The 18,510-nt window shown below is 64.5% G+C and carries 18 protein-coding genes, 1 tRNA gene and 1 pseudogene; 8 read left to right on the top strand and 12 right to left on the bottom strand.

Annotation, left to right across the window (positions count from 1 at the left end; all coding sequences use genetic code 11):
* Nucleotides 1-44 precede the first annotated feature (44 nt).
* Nucleotides 45-323, top strand: coding sequence for a putative quinol monooxygenase (locus ACFVYC_RS00170; protein WP_387545325.1), 279 nt, complete (start codon nucleotides 45-47; stop codon nucleotides 321-323).
* A gap of 80 nt (nucleotides 324-403) precedes the next feature.
* Here the strand turns inward: ACFVYC_RS00170 and ACFVYC_RS00165 are convergent, their stop codons facing one another.
* Nucleotides 404-832: a thioredoxin family protein gene (locus tag ACFVYC_RS00165; RefSeq protein ID WP_387545324.1), complete on the bottom strand. Its 429-nt coding sequence runs from the start codon at nucleotides 830-832 to the stop codon at nucleotides 404-406.
* A gap of 274 nt (nucleotides 833-1,106) precedes the next feature.
* Between ACFVYC_RS00165 and ACFVYC_RS00160 the strand changes: the two genes are divergently transcribed.
* Both ACFVYC_RS00160 and ACFVYC_RS00155 read left to right on the top strand, forming a co-directional pair.
* Nucleotides 1,107-1,838: a potassium channel family protein gene (locus tag ACFVYC_RS00160; RefSeq protein ID WP_387545321.1), complete on the top strand. Its 732-nt coding sequence runs from the start codon at nucleotides 1,107-1,109 to the stop codon at nucleotides 1,836-1,838.
* Between the two features lie 356 nt (nucleotides 1,839-2,194).
* The gene (locus ACFVYC_RS00155; protein ID WP_387545318.1) at nucleotides 2,195-3,250 is read left to right on the top strand and encodes a LysM peptidoglycan-binding domain-containing protein; all 1,056 of its coding nucleotides are present in this window, start codon (nucleotides 2,195-2,197) and stop codon (nucleotides 3,248-3,250) included.
* 151 nt (nucleotides 3,251-3,401) lie between these two features.
* On the opposite strand, the gene ACFVYC_RS00150 is transcribed toward ACFVYC_RS00155, so the two are convergent.
* On the bottom strand, nucleotides 3,402-3,833 hold the full coding sequence (locus ACFVYC_RS00150) for a CBS domain-containing protein (protein WP_387545317.1): 432 nt from the start codon (nucleotides 3,831-3,833) through the stop codon (nucleotides 3,402-3,404).
* A 276-nt stretch (nucleotides 3,834-4,109) separates the two neighbouring features.
* Here ACFVYC_RS00150 and ACFVYC_RS00145 point away from each other — a divergent pair, with 276 nt between their 5' ends.
* Nucleotides 4,110-4,925 (top strand): hypothetical protein, encoded by an 816-nt coding sequence (locus tag ACFVYC_RS00145; protein WP_387545315.1) that lies wholly within the window; start codon nucleotides 4,110-4,112, stop codon nucleotides 4,923-4,925.
* A gap of 151 nt (nucleotides 4,926-5,076) precedes the next feature.
* Here the strand turns inward: ACFVYC_RS00145 and ACFVYC_RS00140 are convergent.
* Together ACFVYC_RS00140 and ACFVYC_RS00135 are read right to left on the bottom strand one after the other, a co-directional pair.
* Nucleotides 5,077-5,158, bottom strand: a tRNA-Tyr gene (locus ACFVYC_RS00140).
* Between the two features lie 188 nt (nucleotides 5,159-5,346).
* Nucleotides 5,347-5,601, bottom strand: coding sequence for a hypothetical protein (locus ACFVYC_RS00135; RefSeq protein ID WP_387545312.1), 255 nt, complete (start codon nucleotides 5,599-5,601; stop codon nucleotides 5,347-5,349).
* Between the two features lie 187 nt (nucleotides 5,602-5,788).
* Between ACFVYC_RS00135 and ACFVYC_RS00130 the strand changes: the two genes are divergently transcribed.
* Nucleotides 5,789-6,280, top strand: coding sequence for a YajQ family cyclic di-GMP-binding protein (locus tag ACFVYC_RS00130; protein ID WP_050054209.1), 492 nt, complete (start codon nucleotides 5,789-5,791; stop codon nucleotides 6,278-6,280).
* Between the two features lie 179 nt (nucleotides 6,281-6,459).
* Here the strand turns inward: ACFVYC_RS00130 and htpX are convergent, their stop codons facing one another.
* Nucleotides 6,460-7,326: a zinc metalloprotease HtpX gene (gene htpX, locus ACFVYC_RS00125; RefSeq protein WP_387545309.1), complete on the bottom strand. Its 867-nt coding sequence runs from the start codon at nucleotides 7,324-7,326 to the stop codon at nucleotides 6,460-6,462.
* A 106-nt stretch (nucleotides 7,327-7,432) separates the two neighbouring features.
* Here htpX and ACFVYC_RS00120 point away from each other — a divergent pair, with 106 nt between their 5' ends.
* From ACFVYC_RS00120 to ACFVYC_RS00110, 3 genes and pseudogenes are all read left to right on the top strand, one after another.
* Nucleotides 7,433-7,918: a Fur family transcriptional regulator gene (locus ACFVYC_RS00120; protein ID WP_387545307.1), complete on the top strand. Its 486-nt coding sequence runs from the start codon at nucleotides 7,433-7,435 to the stop codon at nucleotides 7,916-7,918.
* A 7-nt stretch (nucleotides 7,919-7,925) separates the two neighbouring features.
* Complete coding sequence (locus tag ACFVYC_RS00115) at nucleotides 7,926-9,422, top strand: catalase (protein WP_387545306.1); 1,497 nt, start codon at nucleotides 7,926-7,928, stop codon at nucleotides 9,420-9,422.
* Nucleotides 9,423-9,562: 140 nt separating this feature from the next.
* A pseudogene (locus ACFVYC_RS00110) lies at nucleotides 9,563-10,197 on the top strand (DUF2461 domain-containing protein).
* A 3-nt stretch (nucleotides 10,198-10,200) separates the two neighbouring features.
* Here the strand turns inward: ACFVYC_RS00110 and ACFVYC_RS00105 are convergent.
* The 7 genes from ACFVYC_RS00105 to ACFVYC_RS00075 form a co-directional block, all read right to left on the bottom strand.
* Entirely contained in the window at nucleotides 10,201-10,560 is a 360-nt protein-coding gene (locus ACFVYC_RS00105) for a nuclear transport factor 2 family protein (protein WP_387545304.1), read from the bottom strand.
* Nucleotides 10,561-10,723: 163 nt separating this feature from the next.
* Nucleotides 10,724-12,271 (bottom strand): amino acid permease, encoded by a 1,548-nt coding sequence (locus ACFVYC_RS00100; protein ID WP_387545302.1) that lies wholly within the window; start codon nucleotides 12,269-12,271, stop codon nucleotides 10,724-10,726.
* Between the two features lie 173 nt (nucleotides 12,272-12,444).
* Nucleotides 12,445-12,855 (bottom strand): DUF779 domain-containing protein, encoded by a 411-nt coding sequence (locus tag ACFVYC_RS00095; RefSeq protein WP_387545299.1) that lies wholly within the window; start codon nucleotides 12,853-12,855, stop codon nucleotides 12,445-12,447.
* A gap of 3 nt (nucleotides 12,856-12,858) precedes the next feature.
* Nucleotides 12,859-14,382: an aldehyde dehydrogenase family protein gene (locus tag ACFVYC_RS00090; protein WP_387545298.1), complete on the bottom strand. Its 1,524-nt coding sequence runs from the start codon at nucleotides 14,380-14,382 to the stop codon at nucleotides 12,859-12,861.
* 104 nt (nucleotides 14,383-14,486) lie between these two features.
* Nucleotides 14,487-15,824, bottom strand: coding sequence for a GAF domain-containing protein (locus ACFVYC_RS00085; RefSeq protein WP_387545295.1), 1,338 nt, complete (start codon nucleotides 15,822-15,824; stop codon nucleotides 14,487-14,489).
* 116 nt (nucleotides 15,825-15,940) lie between these two features.
* Nucleotides 15,941-17,374: an FAD-dependent oxidoreductase gene (locus ACFVYC_RS00080; RefSeq protein ID WP_387545292.1), complete on the bottom strand. Its 1,434-nt coding sequence runs from the start codon at nucleotides 17,372-17,374 to the stop codon at nucleotides 15,941-15,943.
* A gap of 102 nt (nucleotides 17,375-17,476) precedes the next feature.
* Entirely contained in the window at nucleotides 17,477-18,475 is a 999-nt protein-coding gene (locus tag ACFVYC_RS00075; protein WP_387545290.1) for a DNA topoisomerase IB, read from the bottom strand.
* Nucleotides 18,476-18,510 lie beyond the last annotated feature (35 nt).

Here is an 18,510-nt window from a genome sequence, read left to right as displayed (position 1 = left end):
AAACAGGAACAAAGCCGCGGGCGGTGGCCGGTATTGTGAAATCCATGAGTTCACCCATTGACCTGCAGGCAACCTTCATCCCCAACAACGGCGAGTTCTACCGAGTAAAGCTGGCCCTGGAAATCGCCATTGACGAGGTGGTGAACGAGCCGGGCTGCATCCGTTACGAGCTGACCGAAGCCACCGAGGAGAAGCTCGTCCTGACTGAACAGTGGGCGTCCGAGGAGGACCTGGACAAACACTCCAAGGGCATCGCTGTCCAGGACCTGAACGAATCCCTGAGTGCGCTGCTGGCCGAGCCGGTCAAGCTGGAACGCCTCTAGCCGCAACCGGTTAAAGCGAAGCGGTGCCCTCCGTGGGGAGGGCACCGCTTCGAAGTTAAGGAAGGCTCAGACGCCGGGAATCAGGCCTCGGGAATCTGTGTGCCGTCCTGGGGACCGGCTGTGGGCTTGCCGGTTGCGGCAGCGGCTTCCTCCCGCTGGCGCGCCACATGCGCGTGGACCTCGTCCATGTCCAGGGCCTTGACGGCGTCAACAACCTGTTCGAGCTGCTGGGAGTTCAGCGCGCCGGGCTGCGAGAACACCAGCACCTTTTCGCGGAAAGCCATCAGGGTAGGAATGGAGGAGATGCCCGCCTCGGCGGCGAGCTGCTGCTCAGCCTCCGTGTCCACCTTGGTGAAGAGGACATCCGGGTGCTTCTCGGAGACGGTGGCGTACGTGGGCCCGAACTGCTTGCAGGGGCCGCACCACTCTGCCCAGAAATCCACCAGGACAATGTCGTTGCCCTCGATGGTCGATGCGAACTGTTCACCTGTGATGTCAACGGTAGCCATGTGTCAACGGTACGCGCGGCGGCGCGCGATGTCGCGGCGGGAACCGCTTGTTCGCTCCCCGCGTCATCGGGAATAACCTGCCTGCCCTCGTATTCAGCGGGATGAGGGACGCTTATTCTGAGGGGCATCAGCGTTGGGTCGTGGAGTCGGTCAGCGGGCTCCGCGAAGGTGCCGTGCGCCGCTTCCGCGTAATGTCCTGGTGTCGCTGCTGGGTGAGCCGTCCCGGCTTGGCAGGCGCGAAACCGCCGGCACGCGTCCGCGTAGGATTTCCTGCATGACCCAACAACGGTACCGGGACCTGGCGGACTGGCCGCTGACGATGACGGCGCTCATCTTCCTGGCAGCGTACGCGTTGCAGGTGGTCGGACGCATTGAAGGCGGCGGCGCCTTCTGGCTGGAGGCCGTGATGTGGGCAACCTGGGGCATCTTTGCCGTGGATTACATCGCCAACCTGTGGCTGGCGGAAGACCGGAGCAGCTGGTTCTTCCGGAACCTTCATGAACTGCTTATTGTTGCCCTGCCGTTCTTTCGGCCGTTGCGGCTGCTCCGGCTGGTGACGCTGTTGTCCGTACTGCACCGGACGCTGGGCGACACCCTCCGGGGGCGCGTCGTCACGTACGTGGCGGGATCGGCCGCCATGCTGGTCTTTGTGGGCGCCCTCGCCGTCCTTGACGTTGAGCAGTCAGCCCCGGACGCCAAGATCGTCACCTTCGGTGATGCACTGTGGTGGGCCATGACCACCATCACCACCGTTGGGTACGGGGACATGTACCCGGTGACGCCCATCGGCCGCATGGTGGCGGCCGCCCTGATGATGAGCGGGATAGCCGTCCTGGGCGTCGTCACGGCGTCCATCGCGTCCTGGCTGGTCCAGCGGGTGGAGGATACGGCCGAAGCAGTGGCTGATGCTGAGGAACCAGTCCGTGCCGAGCTGGCAGAACTGGTGGCGGAAATGGCCTTGCTTCGCCGCGAACTTGCCCAGCTGAAGGACCAGCACAGCCGTTAACCCACACTGTTCCTGCAGCAAGTACCAGGCCGGCCCGGAATGAGTATCCGGGCCGGAACGCCCAAGTACCGGGCCAAAATATTCGGGTAATCCCTACTGGTGCCCCCGGCCTCCGCACTTCCTAGACTCGGGATTCCTAGGAACGAACACGTGCTGGCCTGTTCACCGGACGGCTTCCGGATGGCAGCGCCTCCTCGCGGAGCTTCCGTATCTTCTGGGTATGCGGACGCCTCCATCATGTGCCAATGGCGGCCAATCTGGAGTAGGGCCGTCGGGCGCATCACACCTCGATCCACCCCGCCTTCGCTTCGTGCGCCTGCAGCAGCCTGGTGGGACCGACCCTCGATGGGCAACCCATGAACGAGCTGTACTTTCAAGGCACAGAGCCACCAAGCCGCAGTTTCGCCCCCGATGTCCCCGGGCCTGACCTGGCACTCGGCCGGCCGGCCATCAGCAACAAGTTGTGGGCCGGGATGGCCACCGTTGCCGTTGCGGCGGCCGTTGGTGTCGGGGCGCTCGCTGCACCGGCCACCTCCCTGCTGCAGGATACGACGGCGGCCGCCCCCGTTGCCGAGGCTGCCCTCGAAGCAGACGTAGGGGCCGAAGCCGAGGGCCGGGCTGCCGCCGGCGTCGATTCCTCCGGCACCTCGTCCGGTGCTGGCCAGGACCAGGGTGCTGCGTCCGCAGACGCTCCGGCGGCTGCGCCTGCCGCGGCGCCTCCTCCTGCCGAGACGCCCGCGGACGTACCTCCGGCACCACCCGCCGTCGAGCAGGCACCCGCTCCAGAGCCGCCTGCGGCTCCTGCGGCTCCCGCCCCGGACGCCAACCTGTACACGGTGGCGCCCGGCGATACCGTGGGTGCCATCGCGGGCAGGTTCGGGGTGGACATGAACGCGATGCTTGCTGCCAACGGGCTCAGCGCCTACAGCATCATCGTTCCAGGACAGACACTGGTCCTGACCGGTCCGGCCATTCCAGTCCCCGCAGCGGAAGCCGCACCTGCCAGCGCTCCGGCCCCGGCAGCGGCTCCTGCTCAGGCCCAGGCGCCCGCTGCTGCTCCCGCCGCAGTTCCGGCCGCTCCCGCAATCCGTACCATCTACGTGGCCGGCGCAGGCGGGCAGTCGATGGTGGACGCCTGCATCGGACCGATCCACTACACCCCGAACGACGGCTACTCGCTCTTCATCACAGAGCATGATTTCTGCGGCGGCTGGGCGCGCTTCTCCGGAATAGGGGTGGGTGAGACGGTCAGCATCCCCGGCTACGGAACCTATACGGCGACTGCCAGGGGCCAGGTACCCAACCCTGGAACCACCAACGACGTCATCGCAGTTTTCGGTGGCTTCCCGCGGGCCATCCTGCAGACCTGCGTCCCGGGGACCAGCCAGATGCTCCTGATCGCCCTGAACTGAGGATGCCGGAGGCGCTTTCCCCCAGCTTGTCCGCGGCTCCTAACCTCTCAGGCAGGGAGTTGCGGACAAGGCCAGGGCGGGACACGAAGTAACGCCACGGAGGGGACTCCGTGGCGTTGGTCGCGGGAAAATTCCGGGCAGGGACTTCCAGCTATGCGTTCATCCGTTTGCGTTCCGAGATGTGCTCCACGAGCTCACCAACACGCTGTTCAGAGTAGTTGCGGGCGATGTCTCCCTGGCTGATGATGCCTACCAACTTGTGGTCGGCGATGACCGGGAGCCGCCGGACCTGGTACCTTTCCATCATTTCGATGGCCGCATCAACATTCGCGTCGGCATCGATCCAGTAGGGCCGGCCCGAGGCGAGGTCATGCGCCATCATTTCGCGGGGATCGCGTCCTGCGGCAACGCACTTGAGCACGATGTCGCGGTCGGTGATCATGCCCCTCAGCTTGCCGTCGTCTCCGCAGATCGGCAACGATCCGCAGTCCAGATCCAACATCATCCGGGCAGCATCGGCGAGGGACTGGTTTTCCTTAATACACTGTGCGTCCGTCGTCATGAATTCACGTACGGCACTCATTGGTCCTCCTTTATCGATTCTTTGATCGACGCAGGCATCGGGGCACGTGCGCCGATGGTGCAAGACTACGCCGGGCCGGTTGCACTGTCGACGGCGGATGCCCCCCCCTTCGCCGGGGAATTCGGGGAGCTCGAAGGACTCCTCCAGGCCTCCTGAAACGTATGGTTCAAAAGGCTTCTCCTTGGGGTGGCAGTGCTCACAGTAAGCACTGCACCAACCGCAGGGCTGGTATCGTTATCTGTTCGTAACATACCCTGACTGATTGCGTGTAAAGATATGCCTGCGGACTCTGCTACCGACGACAAGCCAAAACAGTTCCTCGGACTAAGTGGCACCCAGACAATTGGCTCGGCTTTGGCCGCGGTGACCTCCGCCTTGGTGGGGTCCTTTCTAGGAGTTGCCGGAACACTTATCGGTGCCGCCCTCGGCTCCATCGTTGCCACGGTAGGCGCCGCTCTTTATGCCCGGACGCTCAGTTCGGCCGCCACCATGGCACTCACGAAAATCCCTCAGCGAGGCAAGCAGGGCCTGCGGACTGAGCACGACGTTCCAGCCGACAGCGCCCCGGCCGGGAGCGATGAACTTCAACCCAAGGCTGCGAGCAGGCGGCTTACCCCCAGGACGTGGATCAAGGTCGGAGCAGTCAGTGCTGCCGCTTTCGTTCTCGCAATGGTGGGTCTCACGGCGGTCGAGTTCGGAACCAATCAGCCCATCTCCAGCCTTGTCTCGTCCACGTCGAGCATGGACGACGATGCCGCGGAGCACACGACCACGCTCGGCAAGGCATTGAGCGGCAATACGGCCGTTCCCGGTGATCCGGAAAAATCGACTGGAGACGTGGGGCAGGCGCCCGGGCAAGCTGAGGAAGGCTCCACCCAGGAAGGTGGCCTGACGACCAACGGCAGCCCCAGCGGCGGGGACACCGGCTCTGCCGGAACCGAAGAGCCAGGAGCGAACGAACTGGGCGCCACCGTGCCGGCAGACCTTGCCCCCGAGGCAGAACAGAGCATGGAGCCCGCCCCCGGGACCAAAAAGACTCCGGAGCCGGAGGTTTCCTCGGATCCGGAATCGGCCGGGCAGACCGCACCGTAGGGCGAAGACTGCCGATACTGGCCCACCATGGAGCCAGGCCCGGTAGTACCACGCCAGAAAACCAGGCAAAGAAAAACACCCCGGTCCTCGGACCGGGGTGTTTTTGATGATCCGAATCATCCATAAAGAATGTCTCGATTCACCGCGTGGGTGGCAGATGAGGGATTCGAACCCCCGTAGGCGTTGCCAGCTGATTTACAGTCAGCCCCCTTTGGCCGCTCGGGTAATCTGCCGAACTTCAAAAGAAGATCACCCTCGGCTGCAGTTGGTGAAACGTCCGTTTCCGGACCGTTCCGCTTCCAGTAACCGCGGGCAACACAACAATACAGAACTTCCGCCGAAGAATCGAATCGGGGCACGAAAGCCCGGAATGGCACGCATTTCCGGACTTTCACACTCTTCAGCACAGGCGTGGGACGCGTCAGGCTTCGCCCAGGATCCGCCCGGCCAGCCGGGCCTCGAACTTCAAGGCCTGCTCCTCGGTGATCTGGTTCAGCTGCACGGCGCGCAGCAGGTCCTCGCTGACACCCTCCATCCGGGAGGCGGCATCAGCCACCGGACTGAAGATGATTGATGCAGCCACCGCCGCTGCCGCCACTGAGGTTGCTGCTGTTGCCACCGCGCCGGCGGCCGCCGAGGTGGTTTGAGTGACATATCGGACGGCCTTGCGGTGCATGGTGTTCCCTTCGTGCGGCTTTCCAACTCCTACAACTCTGCCCGGGCCTCCTTCGTTCCCCCGGAACGTCCGCTGAGAGGGAACTGTGAATACCGCTCCCCCCTCATCAGGAGCATCCGTATTAGGCTTGAATCCAGCCACCCAGGCCCTGTCCGCGGACGGGGCTCCCACCAGCACAAGGAGAGTCATGGCAGGCGAGTCAACGTTCGACGTCGTAAGCAAAGTGGACAAACAGGAAGTGGCAAACGCCCTCAACCAGGCACAGAAGGAACTTGCCCAGCGCTACGACTTCAAGGGCGTAGGCGCCGAGGTGGATTTCAGCGGTGAGAAGATCCTGATGAAGGCCAACTCCGAGGAACGCGTCCTGGCGGTACTGGATGTCCTGCAGTCAAAACTGATCCGCCGCGGCATCTCGCTGAAGTCTTTGGACACCGGCGAACCCTACGCCTCCGGCAAGGAGTTCCGCCTCGAAGCTTCCATCAAGGAGGGCATCGCCCAGGACCTCGCGAAAAAAATCAACAAGCTGATCCGCGACGAAGCCCCCAAGTCCGTGAAGTCCCAGATCCAGGGCGACGAACTGCGGGTAACGTCCAAGTCCCGCGACGACCTGCAGGCCACCATGGCACTGCTGAAGGACTTCGACGAGGCGGACCTGCAGTTCGTGAACTTCCGCAGCTAGCAGCGCCCGCCGTCGGGTTTCGACGCACAAAAGTTTTGCCGCCACACACAATCGCCGGCGCTACCTTTACTCGGGTAGCGCCAGCGATTTCGCGTGTCCAGGATGGTTTCCGTTGTCGCCACATGAGGAGGTCACCTCAGGGAAAGTGCGACGGCGGCACTTCGGTTTGCGGGTCACGATCAGCCGAACTGCCTGCCGGCCATCCGTTCCAGCCGCGATATGCGGTCCCGCATGGGCGGATGCGTGGCGAACAGCTTGTTCATGGCACCGCCGCGGAACGGGTTGGCGATCATCAGGTGCGAGGCGTTCACCAGCCCCTGGTCCTGCGGAAGCGGCACACGGGTGACGCCCTGCTCAATCTTGCGCAGGGCTGAGGCAAGCGCCAGCGGATCGCCGGTCAGCTGCGAACCGTCCTCGTCGGCGTCGTACTCCCGGGTGCGGGAGATCGCCAACTGGATGAGAGACGCCGCGAAGGGGGCGAGCAGTGCCATCGCCAGCATCGCCAGCGGGTTGGAATTGCGCCGGTCGCCGCCAAAGAACAGCAGCATCTGCCCCACCGAGGTGATCACCCCGGCGACGGCGGCAGCCACCGATGAGGTGAGGATGTCCCGGTTGTAGACATGCATCAGTTCGTGTCCCAGGACTCCGCGGAGTTCGCGGGCGTCCAGGAGCCCAAGGATGCCCTCGGTGCAGCAGACGGCAGCGTTCCGGGGATTCCGGCCCGTGACGAAGGCGTTCGGATTCATGGTGGGCGAAAGATAGATACGCGGCATGGGTTGGTTGGCCCGGACGGACAGCTCCCGGACTATCTGGTGCAGCTGTGGAGCCTGCGCTTCGGTGACGGGGTAAGCCGCCATGGAGCGGATGGCTATTTTGTCGCTGTTCCAGTAGCCGTACGCCGTGGTAGCCACCCCTACCAGCGCCATGATCCAGATCGGCGCCGAGCTTCGTGTGCTGGCGCCGATCAGCGCCCCGAGGCCCAGCAGTACCGCCCAGAGGGCACCGAACAGCGTCGCCGTCTTGAGTCCGTTGCAGTGTTTGTGCACCTTTTCCTCCTCCCTTTTCTATGGAACGGTTATCGGGGACCAGGGTTCCGGCGAGGTTAGCCACACCTTATTGTGAGATGTTCATAATAAGTGTTTCAATGGTGACATGACAGAGCACTTTGACGGCCACGAGGCATGGGCTGCCGCCCTGCGCGCCCATGGCCGCAGGGTGACAAAGCAGCGGCTGGCGGTCCTCGCCGCCGTCGAGCGCCACCCGCATTCCCCTGCCGAAAGCATCCTTTCTGCGGCCCGCGCCGAGCTTCCTGAACTTACGGCCCAGTCTGTCTACGTGGTGCTGGGGGACTTGACGGACCTGCATATGCTGCGCAGGTTTGAACCTCCGCATTCCCCTGCGCTGTACGAAACCCGGGTGGGCGACAACCACCACCACGCCATCTGCATCAGCTGCGGCCGGGTGGAGGACGTGGACTGCGCGGTGGGCCACGCTCCCTGCCTCACACCGCACTGGGACGAGAACGCTAAGCCGATGACCATCCAGATCGCCGATGTGATGTACCAGGGCATCTGCCAGGACTGCCAGCAGTCCCAACAACTTCCTTCCAATCGTCAGTCACAAGAAAAAGAGAAATAGGAGAACAATGACTGCCATTTCAACAACCCAGTCAGGTGCCCCCGTTACGTCCGACGCGCACTCGAAGTCAACCGGTGCCGACGGTGCCATCATTCTGACTGACCACTACCTGGTGGAAAAGCTCGCCCAGTTCAACCGCGAGCGGGTGCCGGAGCGCGTAGTGCACGCCAAGGGCGGCGGTGCATTCGGTACGTTCAAGGCCACCGAGGACGTGTCCAAGTACACGAAGGCAGCCTTCCTCCAGCCCGGCGTCGAAACCGAGATGCTGATCCGCTTCTCCTCCGTGGCCGGCGAAAACGGCTCCCCGGACACCTGGCGCGATCCCCGCGGATTCGCCGTCAAGTTCTACACCTCCGAGGGCAACTACGACCTCGTGGGCAACAACACCCCGGTGTTCTTCATCCGCGACGGCATCAAGTTCCCGGACTTCATCCACTCGCAGAAGCGCCTGCCGGGCACCCACCTGCGCGACGCCGACATGCAGTGGGATTTCTGGACTCTCTCCCCCGAGTCCGCACACCAGGTCACCTGGCTCATGGGCGACCGCGGCCTGCCCGCCTCCTGGCGTGAAATGCAGGGCTACGGCTCACACACCTACCAGTGGATCAACGCCGAGGGCGAGCGCTTCTGGGTCAAGTACCACTTCAAGTCCAACCAGGGCGTGAACTCCATGAGCAGCGAGCAGGCCGAGCAGCTGGCCGGCTCGGACGCTGACTTCTACATCCGCGACCTGTCCGAAAACATCGCCGCCGGCAACCTGCCGTCCTGGGACCTGCACGTCCAGGTCATGCCGTACGAGGACGCCAAGACCTACCGCTTCAACCCGTTCGACCTCACCAAGGTGTGGCCGCACGCTGACTACCCGCTGATCAAGGTGGGCACCATGGAGCTGAACCGCAACCCGGAGAACTACTTCGCGCAGATCGAGCAGGCCACCTTCGCGCCGTCGAACTTCGTACCGGGCATCGCCGCTTCGCCGGACAAGATGCTGCAGGCCCGCATCTTCTCCTACGCCGACGCACACCGCTACCGTGTGGGCACCAACCACGCCCAGATCCCGGTGAACCAGCCGAAGAACCAGGTCAACAACTACAGCCAGGACGGCGCCGGGCGTTACCACTTCAACGCCCCGTCCGTGCCGGTCTACGCCCCCAACTCCGTGGGCGGACCGGCTGCAGTTGAGCCGCAGAACCCGGCGGGCGGCTGGGAGAACGACGGCGAGCTGACCCTTGCCGCGCACTCCCTCCACGCCGAGGACAGCGACTTCGTCCAAGCCGGCACGCTGTACCGCGAGGTCTACGACGAAGCCGCCAAGGGCCGCTTCCTGGAGACCATCACGGGCGCCGTGGGCGGCGTCAAGAGCCCCGGCATCAAGGAACGTGCCATCCAGTACTGGACCAACGTTGACGCCGAACTCGGCGCCAAGCTGCGCGCCAACCTCGGGACCGTGGCTGCCCCGTCAGCACCGACCTCCGATGCAGAGGCTGCCAACAAGATCGGCTGATCCAGCTTCTTTCCTAAGCAGTTGAAAAACCACCCCGCTACGGTTTCCCGTGGCGGGGTGGTTTTTTTCCAAATAGTGGCGCTTTCCACATAGGCACCAGGCCCATGGCCACCACCGGCAGCCGTCCCTAGGATCAACGCATGACAACTTTCCACGGCATACCCGCCGGCGCCTTCGAGTTCTACAAAGAGCTGCAGGACAACAACAACCGTGAGTGGTGGCTGGAGCATAAGGACCGGTACCAGGAGCTGGTCCGGGAACCCATCACCCTCCTGCTGGCGGAACTTGAGCCCCGGTTTGGCCCCGGCCGGATTTTCCGGCCCAACCGGGACATCCGGTTCTCCCAGGACAAGTCACCCTACAAAACGGCGCAGGGTGCTTTTGCGTCCGTCCAGGAAGGCATGGGCTATTACCTGCAGGTCAGCGCGGACGGGCTGCTGGTGGGCGGTGGCTACCACTCCCATACGCCGGCCCAACTGGCGAGGTACCGCAACTCGGTGGATGCCTCCGGAACAGGAGAGTCACTTGGCACATTGTCGACGCCGTCAGTGCTGCCGGTTTTGTGGTGGAAGGGGAACAGCTCAAAACCGTCCCGCGCGGGTACCCCCGGGACCATCCCCGGGGTGAGCTGCTGAAGCACAAGTCCCTGGCGGCCAGCACCGACCTTGGGCAGCCGGCCTGGCTGGAGACGCCCACAGCTGTGCGGGAGATCGGGGCGTTGTGGGATGAGTTGCGGCCGTTGGTGGACTGGGTGGGCCGGCACGCCGCACCCTGAATATCAGCTGCGGGCTCCCAGCTCCACGTTGTAGGAACGGATCCTGACCACCCGCGCGTCCTCGAAGTCGTAGATGTCGCACGACGCAACCCGGCTGATGCTGGCATCAGCAGAGACGTAGCTGGCAACGCTGTCGACCACCACGCTTGACGAAGCCACCACCACCCGGAACCGATCGAAAGTGGTCTGCACGTCTTTCAGGTCCCGCGCCAGGGACGTGCATACATCCACCACGCCCAGCTTGCCGGTGAGGGCTTCGCCGCCCACCAGCTCCCAGACAATGTCGTCGTCCAGTTGGGGTATGGCGTCCTCAAAGCGGTGGCTGGAGAAAGCCGTGGCCACCGCCTCCATGGTCATCTGCATAACGTCCGCTCCTCCGCACCGTTCCGGCCACCTTCAATCCACTTATTGAACTCCAAAGTGCGGCCGGCTGCACCTGAATTCCTGCACGGCCGGGGAAAGGAAACCGCCCGCTGATTCAGGATCAGCGGGCGGTTTCTGTTGCTGGTAAGCAGCTCGAGCGATGTCAGGCGCGGGTCAGCTCGTCTTCGTCGTCCTTGCGGGCTGCAACGGGCGTGCCGTTGACGGCCGTGTTGGCCTCGCTGAACCGCTCGTTCAGCCGGGAGTGGCGTTGGCCGTAGGCGAAGTAGATGGCGAGTCCAATCGCCAGCCAGATGGCGAAGAAGATCCAGGTCTCCACGGCGAGGTTGGTCATGAGGTAGAGGCAAAGCACTGCAGAAACAACCGGCAGGACCTTGCCGAAGGGGACACGGAAGGCCGGTTTCAGGTCCGGGCGCTTCTTGCGCAGCACCAGGATGCCAAGGCTCACCACCACAAACGCGGACAGCGTGCCGATGTTGATCATTTCCTCAAGCAGGTCCACGTTCGTCAGGCCGGCCACCAGCGCCACTGCGGCGCCGCAAATGATCTGGAGACGCACCGGGGTGGACCGCTTCTCGCTGGTCTTGGACAGCGCCCGCGGCAGGAGGCCGTCGCGGCTCATGGCAAGGACCACGCGGGACAGCCCCATCAGGAGCACCATGATCACGGTGGTCAGGCCCACCAGGGAACCGAATGCAATGATCTTGGCTGCTGACGTGTCGCCCACTGCTTCAAAGGCGGTGGTAAGGGTGGGGCTCTCAGCCTCGGCCAACTGGGTGTAGGACACCATGCCCGTCAGGGCCAGGGAAACCAGGATGTAGAGCAGCGTCACCAGGGCAAGGCCGCCGAAGATACCGCGCGGCAGGGTCTTCTGCGGGTTTTTCACTTCCTCAGCGGAGGTGGCCACCACGTCGAAGCCGATGAAGGCGAAGAAGACCAGTGCGGCGCCGGCGAAAATGCCGAGGGTGCCGTACTGTGCCGGGGCGGCTCCAGTGAGGAAACCGAAGAACGACTGCTTCAGGACGTCGGCTGCGCCTGCCCCGCCCGTGGGCTCGGCGGCCGGGATGAACGGCGTGTAGTTCTCGAACTTCACATAGGTGAAGCCCACAACGATCACAAAGAGGACCACGCCGATCTTGATCAGGGTGAAGATGTTGCCCACACGGGCGGACAGCTTGGTGCCCAGCACCAGCAGCACCGTGAACACGGCAACGATGAGGAATGCTCCCCAGTAGAGGTCCACGCCGCCGAGGGAAATTGCCGCGGGAATGTCGGCGCCCATCAGGGCGAAGACCTTGCTGAGGTAGATGCCCCAGTACTTGGCAATGACCGCGGCGGCGGTGAAGAGCTCAAGGATCAGGTTCCAGCCAATGATCCAGGCAAGGAGTTCGCCCATGGTGGCGTAGGTGAACACGTAGGCGGAGCCTGCCACGGGGATGGCAGTGGCAAACTCGGCGTAGCACATGATGGCAAGGGCGCAGGTGATGGCGGCGATCGCGAAGGACAGCGTGACGGCGGGGCCGGAGAAGTTGGCTGCCGCCTTCGCTCCGACCGAGAAGATGCCGGCGCCCACGGCCACTGCGACGCCCATGATCATGAGGTCCCAGGTACTGAGGGAGCGTTTGAGCTTGCGTCCGGGTTCATCGGCGTCGGCCATCGACTGCTCGATAGATTTGGTCCGGAGAAGGTTCATAGGGGGATCACAATCCTGATTTCTGATGGAAACAGACCTATCAACGATAGTGTCCATCCACTGGACGGTCCCAATTGTTCCGAATGGTGAGACGGCCTTCCTGCCGAACCCTGTTCTGCAAAAACGCTTGAGGCCCTCCCACAGGAGGGCCTCAAGGGCTCTAGACCGAACTCTTACGCAGGCCAGTCCATCAGGGTGGACCGGATCAGGAACCGCTTGCCTTCCGGTGCTTCCACCGAAAAGCCGCTGCCCCGCCCCGGCACCACATCAACGGTCAGGTGCGTGTGGCTCCAGTAGTTGAACTGTTCCCGCGACATCCAGAACTCCAGGGGCCGGGGTTCCAAGCCATCTGAAACATCGAACAGGCCCAGCAGGACATCGGAGTCGCCGGTGAGGAAGTCGCCCTTCGGGTAACACATGGGCGAGGACCCGTCGCAGCACCCGCCGGACTGGTGGAACATCAGCGGCCCGTGCTGGAGCCAGAGCTTCCGCAAGAGCTCCGCGGCCGCCGGGGTGAGCGCCACACGGGAGAAGTCCTCCCCGGGCAGCGTTACTGCGGCATCAATCGCGCTTCCCGCAACCATGGCCTAGAAGAAGCCCAGCTTGTTTTCGTTGTAGCTGACCAGCAGGTTTTTGGTCTGCTGGTAGTGGTCCAGCATCATCGCGTGGTTCTCCCGCCCGATGCCGGAGGACTTGTAGCCCCCGAACGCAGCCCCTGCCGGGTAGGCGTGGTAGTTGTTGACCCAAACGCGGCCTGCCTGGATTTCGCGGCCTGCCCGGTATGCAACGTTGCCGTTGCGGGACCACACTCCGGCGCCCAGTCCGTACAGGGTGTCGTTGGCCAGGCCCATGGCGTCGCTGTAATCGCTGAACTTCGTAACGGCCACCACCGGACCGAAGATCTCCTCCTGGAAGATCCGCATCTTGTTGTGGCCTTCGAAGACGGTGGGCTGGACGTAGTAGCCGCCCGCCAGGTCGCCCGGCAGCTCGGCGCGGCCGCCACCGGTCAGGACCTTGGCTCCCTCCTGCTTTCCGATGTCGATGTAGGACAGGATCTTTTCCAGCTGGTCGTTCGAGGCCTGGGCACCCACCTGCGTCTCGGTGTCCAGCGGGTTGCCCTGGACCATCTTCTCCACCCGGGCGATGGCATCAGCCATAAAGGACTCGTAGATGTCTTCCTGCACCAGCGCACGGGACGGGCAGGTGCAGACTTCGCCCTGGTTGAAGGCGAACAGGGCGAAGCCCTCCTGCGCCTTGTCATAGAACGCGTCATTGTCCTGGGCGACGTCGTTGAAGAAGATGTTTGGGCTCTTCCCGCCCAGTTCCAGGGTGACCGGAATGAGGTTCTGGCTGGCGTACTGGCTGATGAGGCGGCCCGTGGTGGTCTCGCCGGTGAACGCGATCTTGCGGATCCGGGGGCTGGAGGCCAGCGGCTTGCCGGCTTCCACGCCGAAGCCGTTGACGATGTTGAGCACACCGGCCGGGAGGAGGTCGCCGATGAGTTCGATCAGGACCAAAATGGAGGCCGGTGTCTGCTCCGCCGGCTTCAGCACCACGGCGTTGCCGGCGGCGAGCGCCGGGGCCAGCTTCCACACTGCCATCAGGATCGGGAAGTTCCACGGGATGATCTGGCCCACGACGCCGAGCGGTTCGTGGAAGTGGTAGGCGGTGGTGTCGTCGTCGAGCTGGGACAGCCGGCCCTCCTGGGCGCGGACGGCAGAGGCGAAGTAGCGGAAGTGGTCGGCCGCGAGCGGAAGGTCGGCGTTGAGGGTCTCCCGGATGGGCTTGCCGTTGTCCCAGGACTCGGCCACCGCGAGCATTTCCAGGTTCTCGTCGATCCGGTCGGCGATCTTGTTCAGGACCGCGGCGCGCTCGGCCACGGACGTTTTGCCCCACGACGGTGCAACCTTGTGCGCTGCGTCCAGCGCCAGCTCGATGTCCTCGGCCGTACCGCGGGCCACCTCGCAGAAGGCCTTGCCCGTCACCGGTGTGATGTTTTCGAAGTACTGGCCCTTGACGGGGGCAACCCACTCGCCGCCGATCCAGTTCTCGTAGCGGTCCTTGAAAGTGACCTTCGAACCCTCGGTTCCGGGCTGTGCGTAAACAGTCATTGCTAGCTCCTTTGCTGTGCAGATCAGGCTTTCGCCGTTGGAGCCCAGCGTAGGGGCATGAGGGTTGCAGCAAGGTTGCACCGCCGTGACCCAGGTCACGGCATTTAGGCTCGCAGTTCTGCTTCCAGCCGTTCCAGGTCCGCGACGACGGCGGCCCGCTTGGGCGAGCGGGCAGGCAGGAGGCGGAGCGCGGCACGGCGGACGCCGACGTCGTTCCTTGCCTCCGGGAGGCCCGCATACCTGAGCAGGGCCTCGGCACTGCCATCCGTCAAGACTGCTTCGCGCAGCAGCGAGGAAACCTTGTTCCGCAGCTCGATGATGCCCGGCGCCTCGGAGCGGGGAAGCACGGCACCCCGGTATATTTCCAGGGCGATCCGGTGGGCACCTCGCTGCAGGCAGCTCAGCACCTGGGCACTGTCCGGGGCAAGGTCCAGCGGCAGCCGGTAGGGCCGGGAGCCGGGAACAGCCCCCGGGTTGAGCTGCTGGAGCACTTTCCGCAGGCGCACCATTTCGGCTCTGAGGGTAATCGTGGAACCGTCCCGGGGGTACAGCAGGACGCTGAGTTCTTCCGCGCTGAGACCGCCTGGGTGGGTGCTGAGCAAGGCAAGGATTTCGCTGTGGCGTGCGGACAGGACAACGGTCCTGCCCTCGAGGCTGAGCAGGGCCTGGTCGCGGCCCAGCAACTGCAGGCTGTTGCGGTAGAGGCTGCCTTCCCTGGCCGCTGGCCCCTCCGCGCGGGAAGCGGTACTGCCCTGCCGTCGTCGTGCCGGCTTGTCCGCCAGCGCCGCCGACTGCAGGCGTTCGATCCGCAGCTGCGCCTGAGCGGCGGCGACGGTCGCTTCGACCAGGGACAGGGTGTGCGGAGCCACCGCGGTGTCAGTGCCGGTGATGTCCACAACCCCAAGGAGTGCTCCGGAGTCAGGGTCGTGAAACGGGACGGCGGTGCAGCTCCAGGCGTGGACGGCACGCTGGTAGTGCTCCGCACCGGCGATTTGGATGCCGCGGCCAAGTGCGAGGGCAGTACCGGGCGCACTGGTGCCGACGGTGGCCTCGGACCAGTCGGCGCCGGGAACGAACATCATGCCTTCCGCCCTTCGCTGCAGGGCGGGGTCGCCTTCAACCCAAAGCAGCCGGCCCACCTCGTCCGCTACTGCCACCAGCAGTCCGCTGTCGTGGCTGGGCTGGACCAGGAGCTTGTTGATGACCGGCATGATGGCGGCGAGCGGGTGCCGGCGCCGATAGTCATCCAGCTCGGACCGGTCAATGGCCAGCGGGGCGGCAGGGTTGTCCGGGTTCGCCTTGAAGCTGGCGGACCGCTGCCAGGACTCCCTGATCAGGGGGCGCAGCCCGCTGGGAGCCTCGGAAAGGTGACTGCCGTCGAGCTGTTCATGCGCCGCGAGGGCGCCGCGCTGCAACGGCTCCGCCTGAATCAGGTTCCTCATCGAACTCCTGTGCTGCCTGCAGGCACGGCGCCACAATGCCGGCCAAGGGTGGTGGCCATTCTAACGTGACCCTCCTCACCCACCTAGCCAGGGAGTTTTGGGGCAGTCCAAGGGGGTCAGGCGCGGGAGATGCGGATCATCTCCTCGCGCGGCACCACCTTGATGCGTTCGCGCACCACGTGGTCCGTGCCTTCGGGCCCGCTCCACGCTGCACCCAGGCCGGCTTCATGGGCATCGAGCTTGTTCCAGCCTTCCCACGTGGTGTATTCGATGCCGCGCTCTTCCAGCAGGTCGATGATGGCCTGCGGATCCGGGTTCTGGGCTGGCGGCAGGGTGAGCCGGTCCTCGAGCAGGAAACCGATGGTTTCCAGGGCGTCGCCCTTGGTGTGGCCGATCAGGCCCACCGGTCCACGCTTAATCCAGCCCGTGGCGTAGATCCCCGGCACGGGCTCACCTCCGGCGTCCAGCACGCGCCCGCCTTCGTTGGGGATGACGCCGCGCTTGGCGTCGTACTCCAGCTCGTCCAGGGCCGAACCGTGGTAGCCGATGGCACGGTAGACCGCCTGCACGGGGTATTCGATGAACTCGCCAGTGCCCTTGGCGTTGCCCGTGCCGTCAAGCTGCATGCGCTCAAACTTGATCCCGCCCACCTTGCCCGTGCCGCCGTCGTCGTAAATCTCTACGGGGCTGTGCAGGAAATGCAGGTGCAGGCGGCGGGAGGAGGGATTTTCGGACTCGGTGTGCTCCTCCACCAGCCAGTTGGTCAGCGTGTTCACCATGGTCTTGATCTGGTTGTTGCTGCGGATCGCTTCATCGGAGGCTTCATCGAACTCGAAGTCCTCCGGGTAGAGCACAATGTCCACGTCGTTCATGTGGCTGAGCTCCCGGAGTTCCAGGGGCGTGAACTTCACCTGGGCCGGGCCGCGGCGCCCAAAGACGTGCACGTCCGTCACCGGCGAAGCCTTCAGGCCCTGGTAGACGTTGTCCGGAATCTCGGTGGTCAGCAGTTCCTCGGGGTGCTTCACCAGCATCCGGGCAACGTCCAGGGCCACGTTGCCGTTGCCGATGACGGCAATCTCCTTGGCTTCCAGGGGCCACTCCCGGGGCACATCGGGGTGCCCGTCGTACCAGGACACAAAGTCCGCGCCGCCGAACGAGCCCGGCAGGTCGATGCCCGGGATGTTCAGGTCCGCGTCCTTGATGGCGCCGGTGGAGAAGATGACGGCGTCGTAGAAGGCGCGGAAATCGTGCAGGGTGAGGTCCCGGCCATAGGTCACGTTGCCCAGGAACCGGATGTCACCGCGGTCCAGAACCTTGTGAAGGGCATTAACGATCCCCTTGATCCGGGGGTGGTCCGGTGCCACGCCGTAGCGGATCAGTCCGTAGGGCGCAGGGTAGGCCTCGAAGAGGTCGATGCTGACCTCGAAGTCGCCGTCCGCTACGCCCCTGGACTTGGTGAGGATATCCGCGGCGTAGACGCCTGCCGGCCCGGCGCCCACAATTGCTACGCGGAGGGAACGTGCGGAGGTGGTTTCGCCGTGGTTGGACACCTGGGACCCTTCTGACCGATGAGCTTGCGCGCAGGAGCAGCGCACAATCAATTATTCTAATTGGCCGCTTCCGCGGCGCATCGCTCCCTGTAACGCAGGGCCCTAACCGCTTTTCGCCAGCGGAACCACGTTGCCTTCGCGGTAGAGCAGCGCCCGCAGCTCCGCTTCGGCGGAGTCGGGCCGCTTGGGGTCGATGGTTTCGCCCTCGTGGTAGTGGTCCAGGACGCGCGGGTCCACGTAGCTCTTGCGGGCGATCGACGGCGTGTTGCCCAGCACCTCGGACGCTTCCATCATGGCCCGGCTGATGGCCCGCTTGCGTTTGGCGGCCGTCCGCTGGGCGCCGGTCCGGGCCAGGCTGGCGGCAGCAGCCACAGTGCCCCGCAGTGTGCGGAAGTCCTTGGCGGTGAAGTCCGATCCGGTCCGCTCCTTGACGTAGGCATTAATGTCGGCGCTCGTGACGGGGCGCCAGTGCCGCCCCTCCTTGTAGGCCATGAGCCTGGCATTGGCACCACGGCGCTTAAGCAGGCGCAGCAGGGCGGCGAGGTCGGCGTCGCGGATTTCCGATTCCCAGTCCTTGCCGCTCTTGGCGGGGAACCTCAGGTGGATCCGGTCCTTGCGCACCTGGACGTGGGCGCAGAGCAGGGTGGCGAGCCCGTGGCTGCCGTTTTCGTTTGTGTACCGCTCGGACCCCACGCGCAGCGAGCCGCTGTCCAGCATTCTGAACGCTCCGGCGAGGACGCGGTCGCGGGAGAAGCCCTCGCTGCGAAGGTCCATGGTGACCCGCCGCCGGGCCGCCGGCAGCGACTCTGCCAGTTGCAGGGCACGGTCGAACTTCACCCTGTCCTTTCGTTCCCGCCATTCGGGGTGGTAAATATACTGCCGCCGGCCTACAGCGTCCATTCCGGTTGCCTGGATGTGGCCGTTTTCAAACGGTGCGATCCATACGTCAGTCCAGGCCGGCGGGATGCCAATGCTGTCCAGCCGGTCCCGAACTGGGCCGGGCGGCAGCGTTGAACCATCGAGGTCCCGGTAGCTGAAGCCCTTGCCCGCGGCGACCCTGCGGTACCCGCGGCCCGAGGCGTTGCTGCGTCGGAGCCTCATCAGGTGGCCTCCGGCCAATCGGCAAATATCATAAA

Source organism: Pseudarthrobacter sp. NPDC058329, assembly GCF_042879835.1.
Classification (GTDB): domain Bacteria; phylum Actinomycetota; class Actinomycetes; order Actinomycetales; family Micrococcaceae; genus Arthrobacter.
This window is presented reverse-complemented; position numbering and strand designations above follow the sequence as displayed.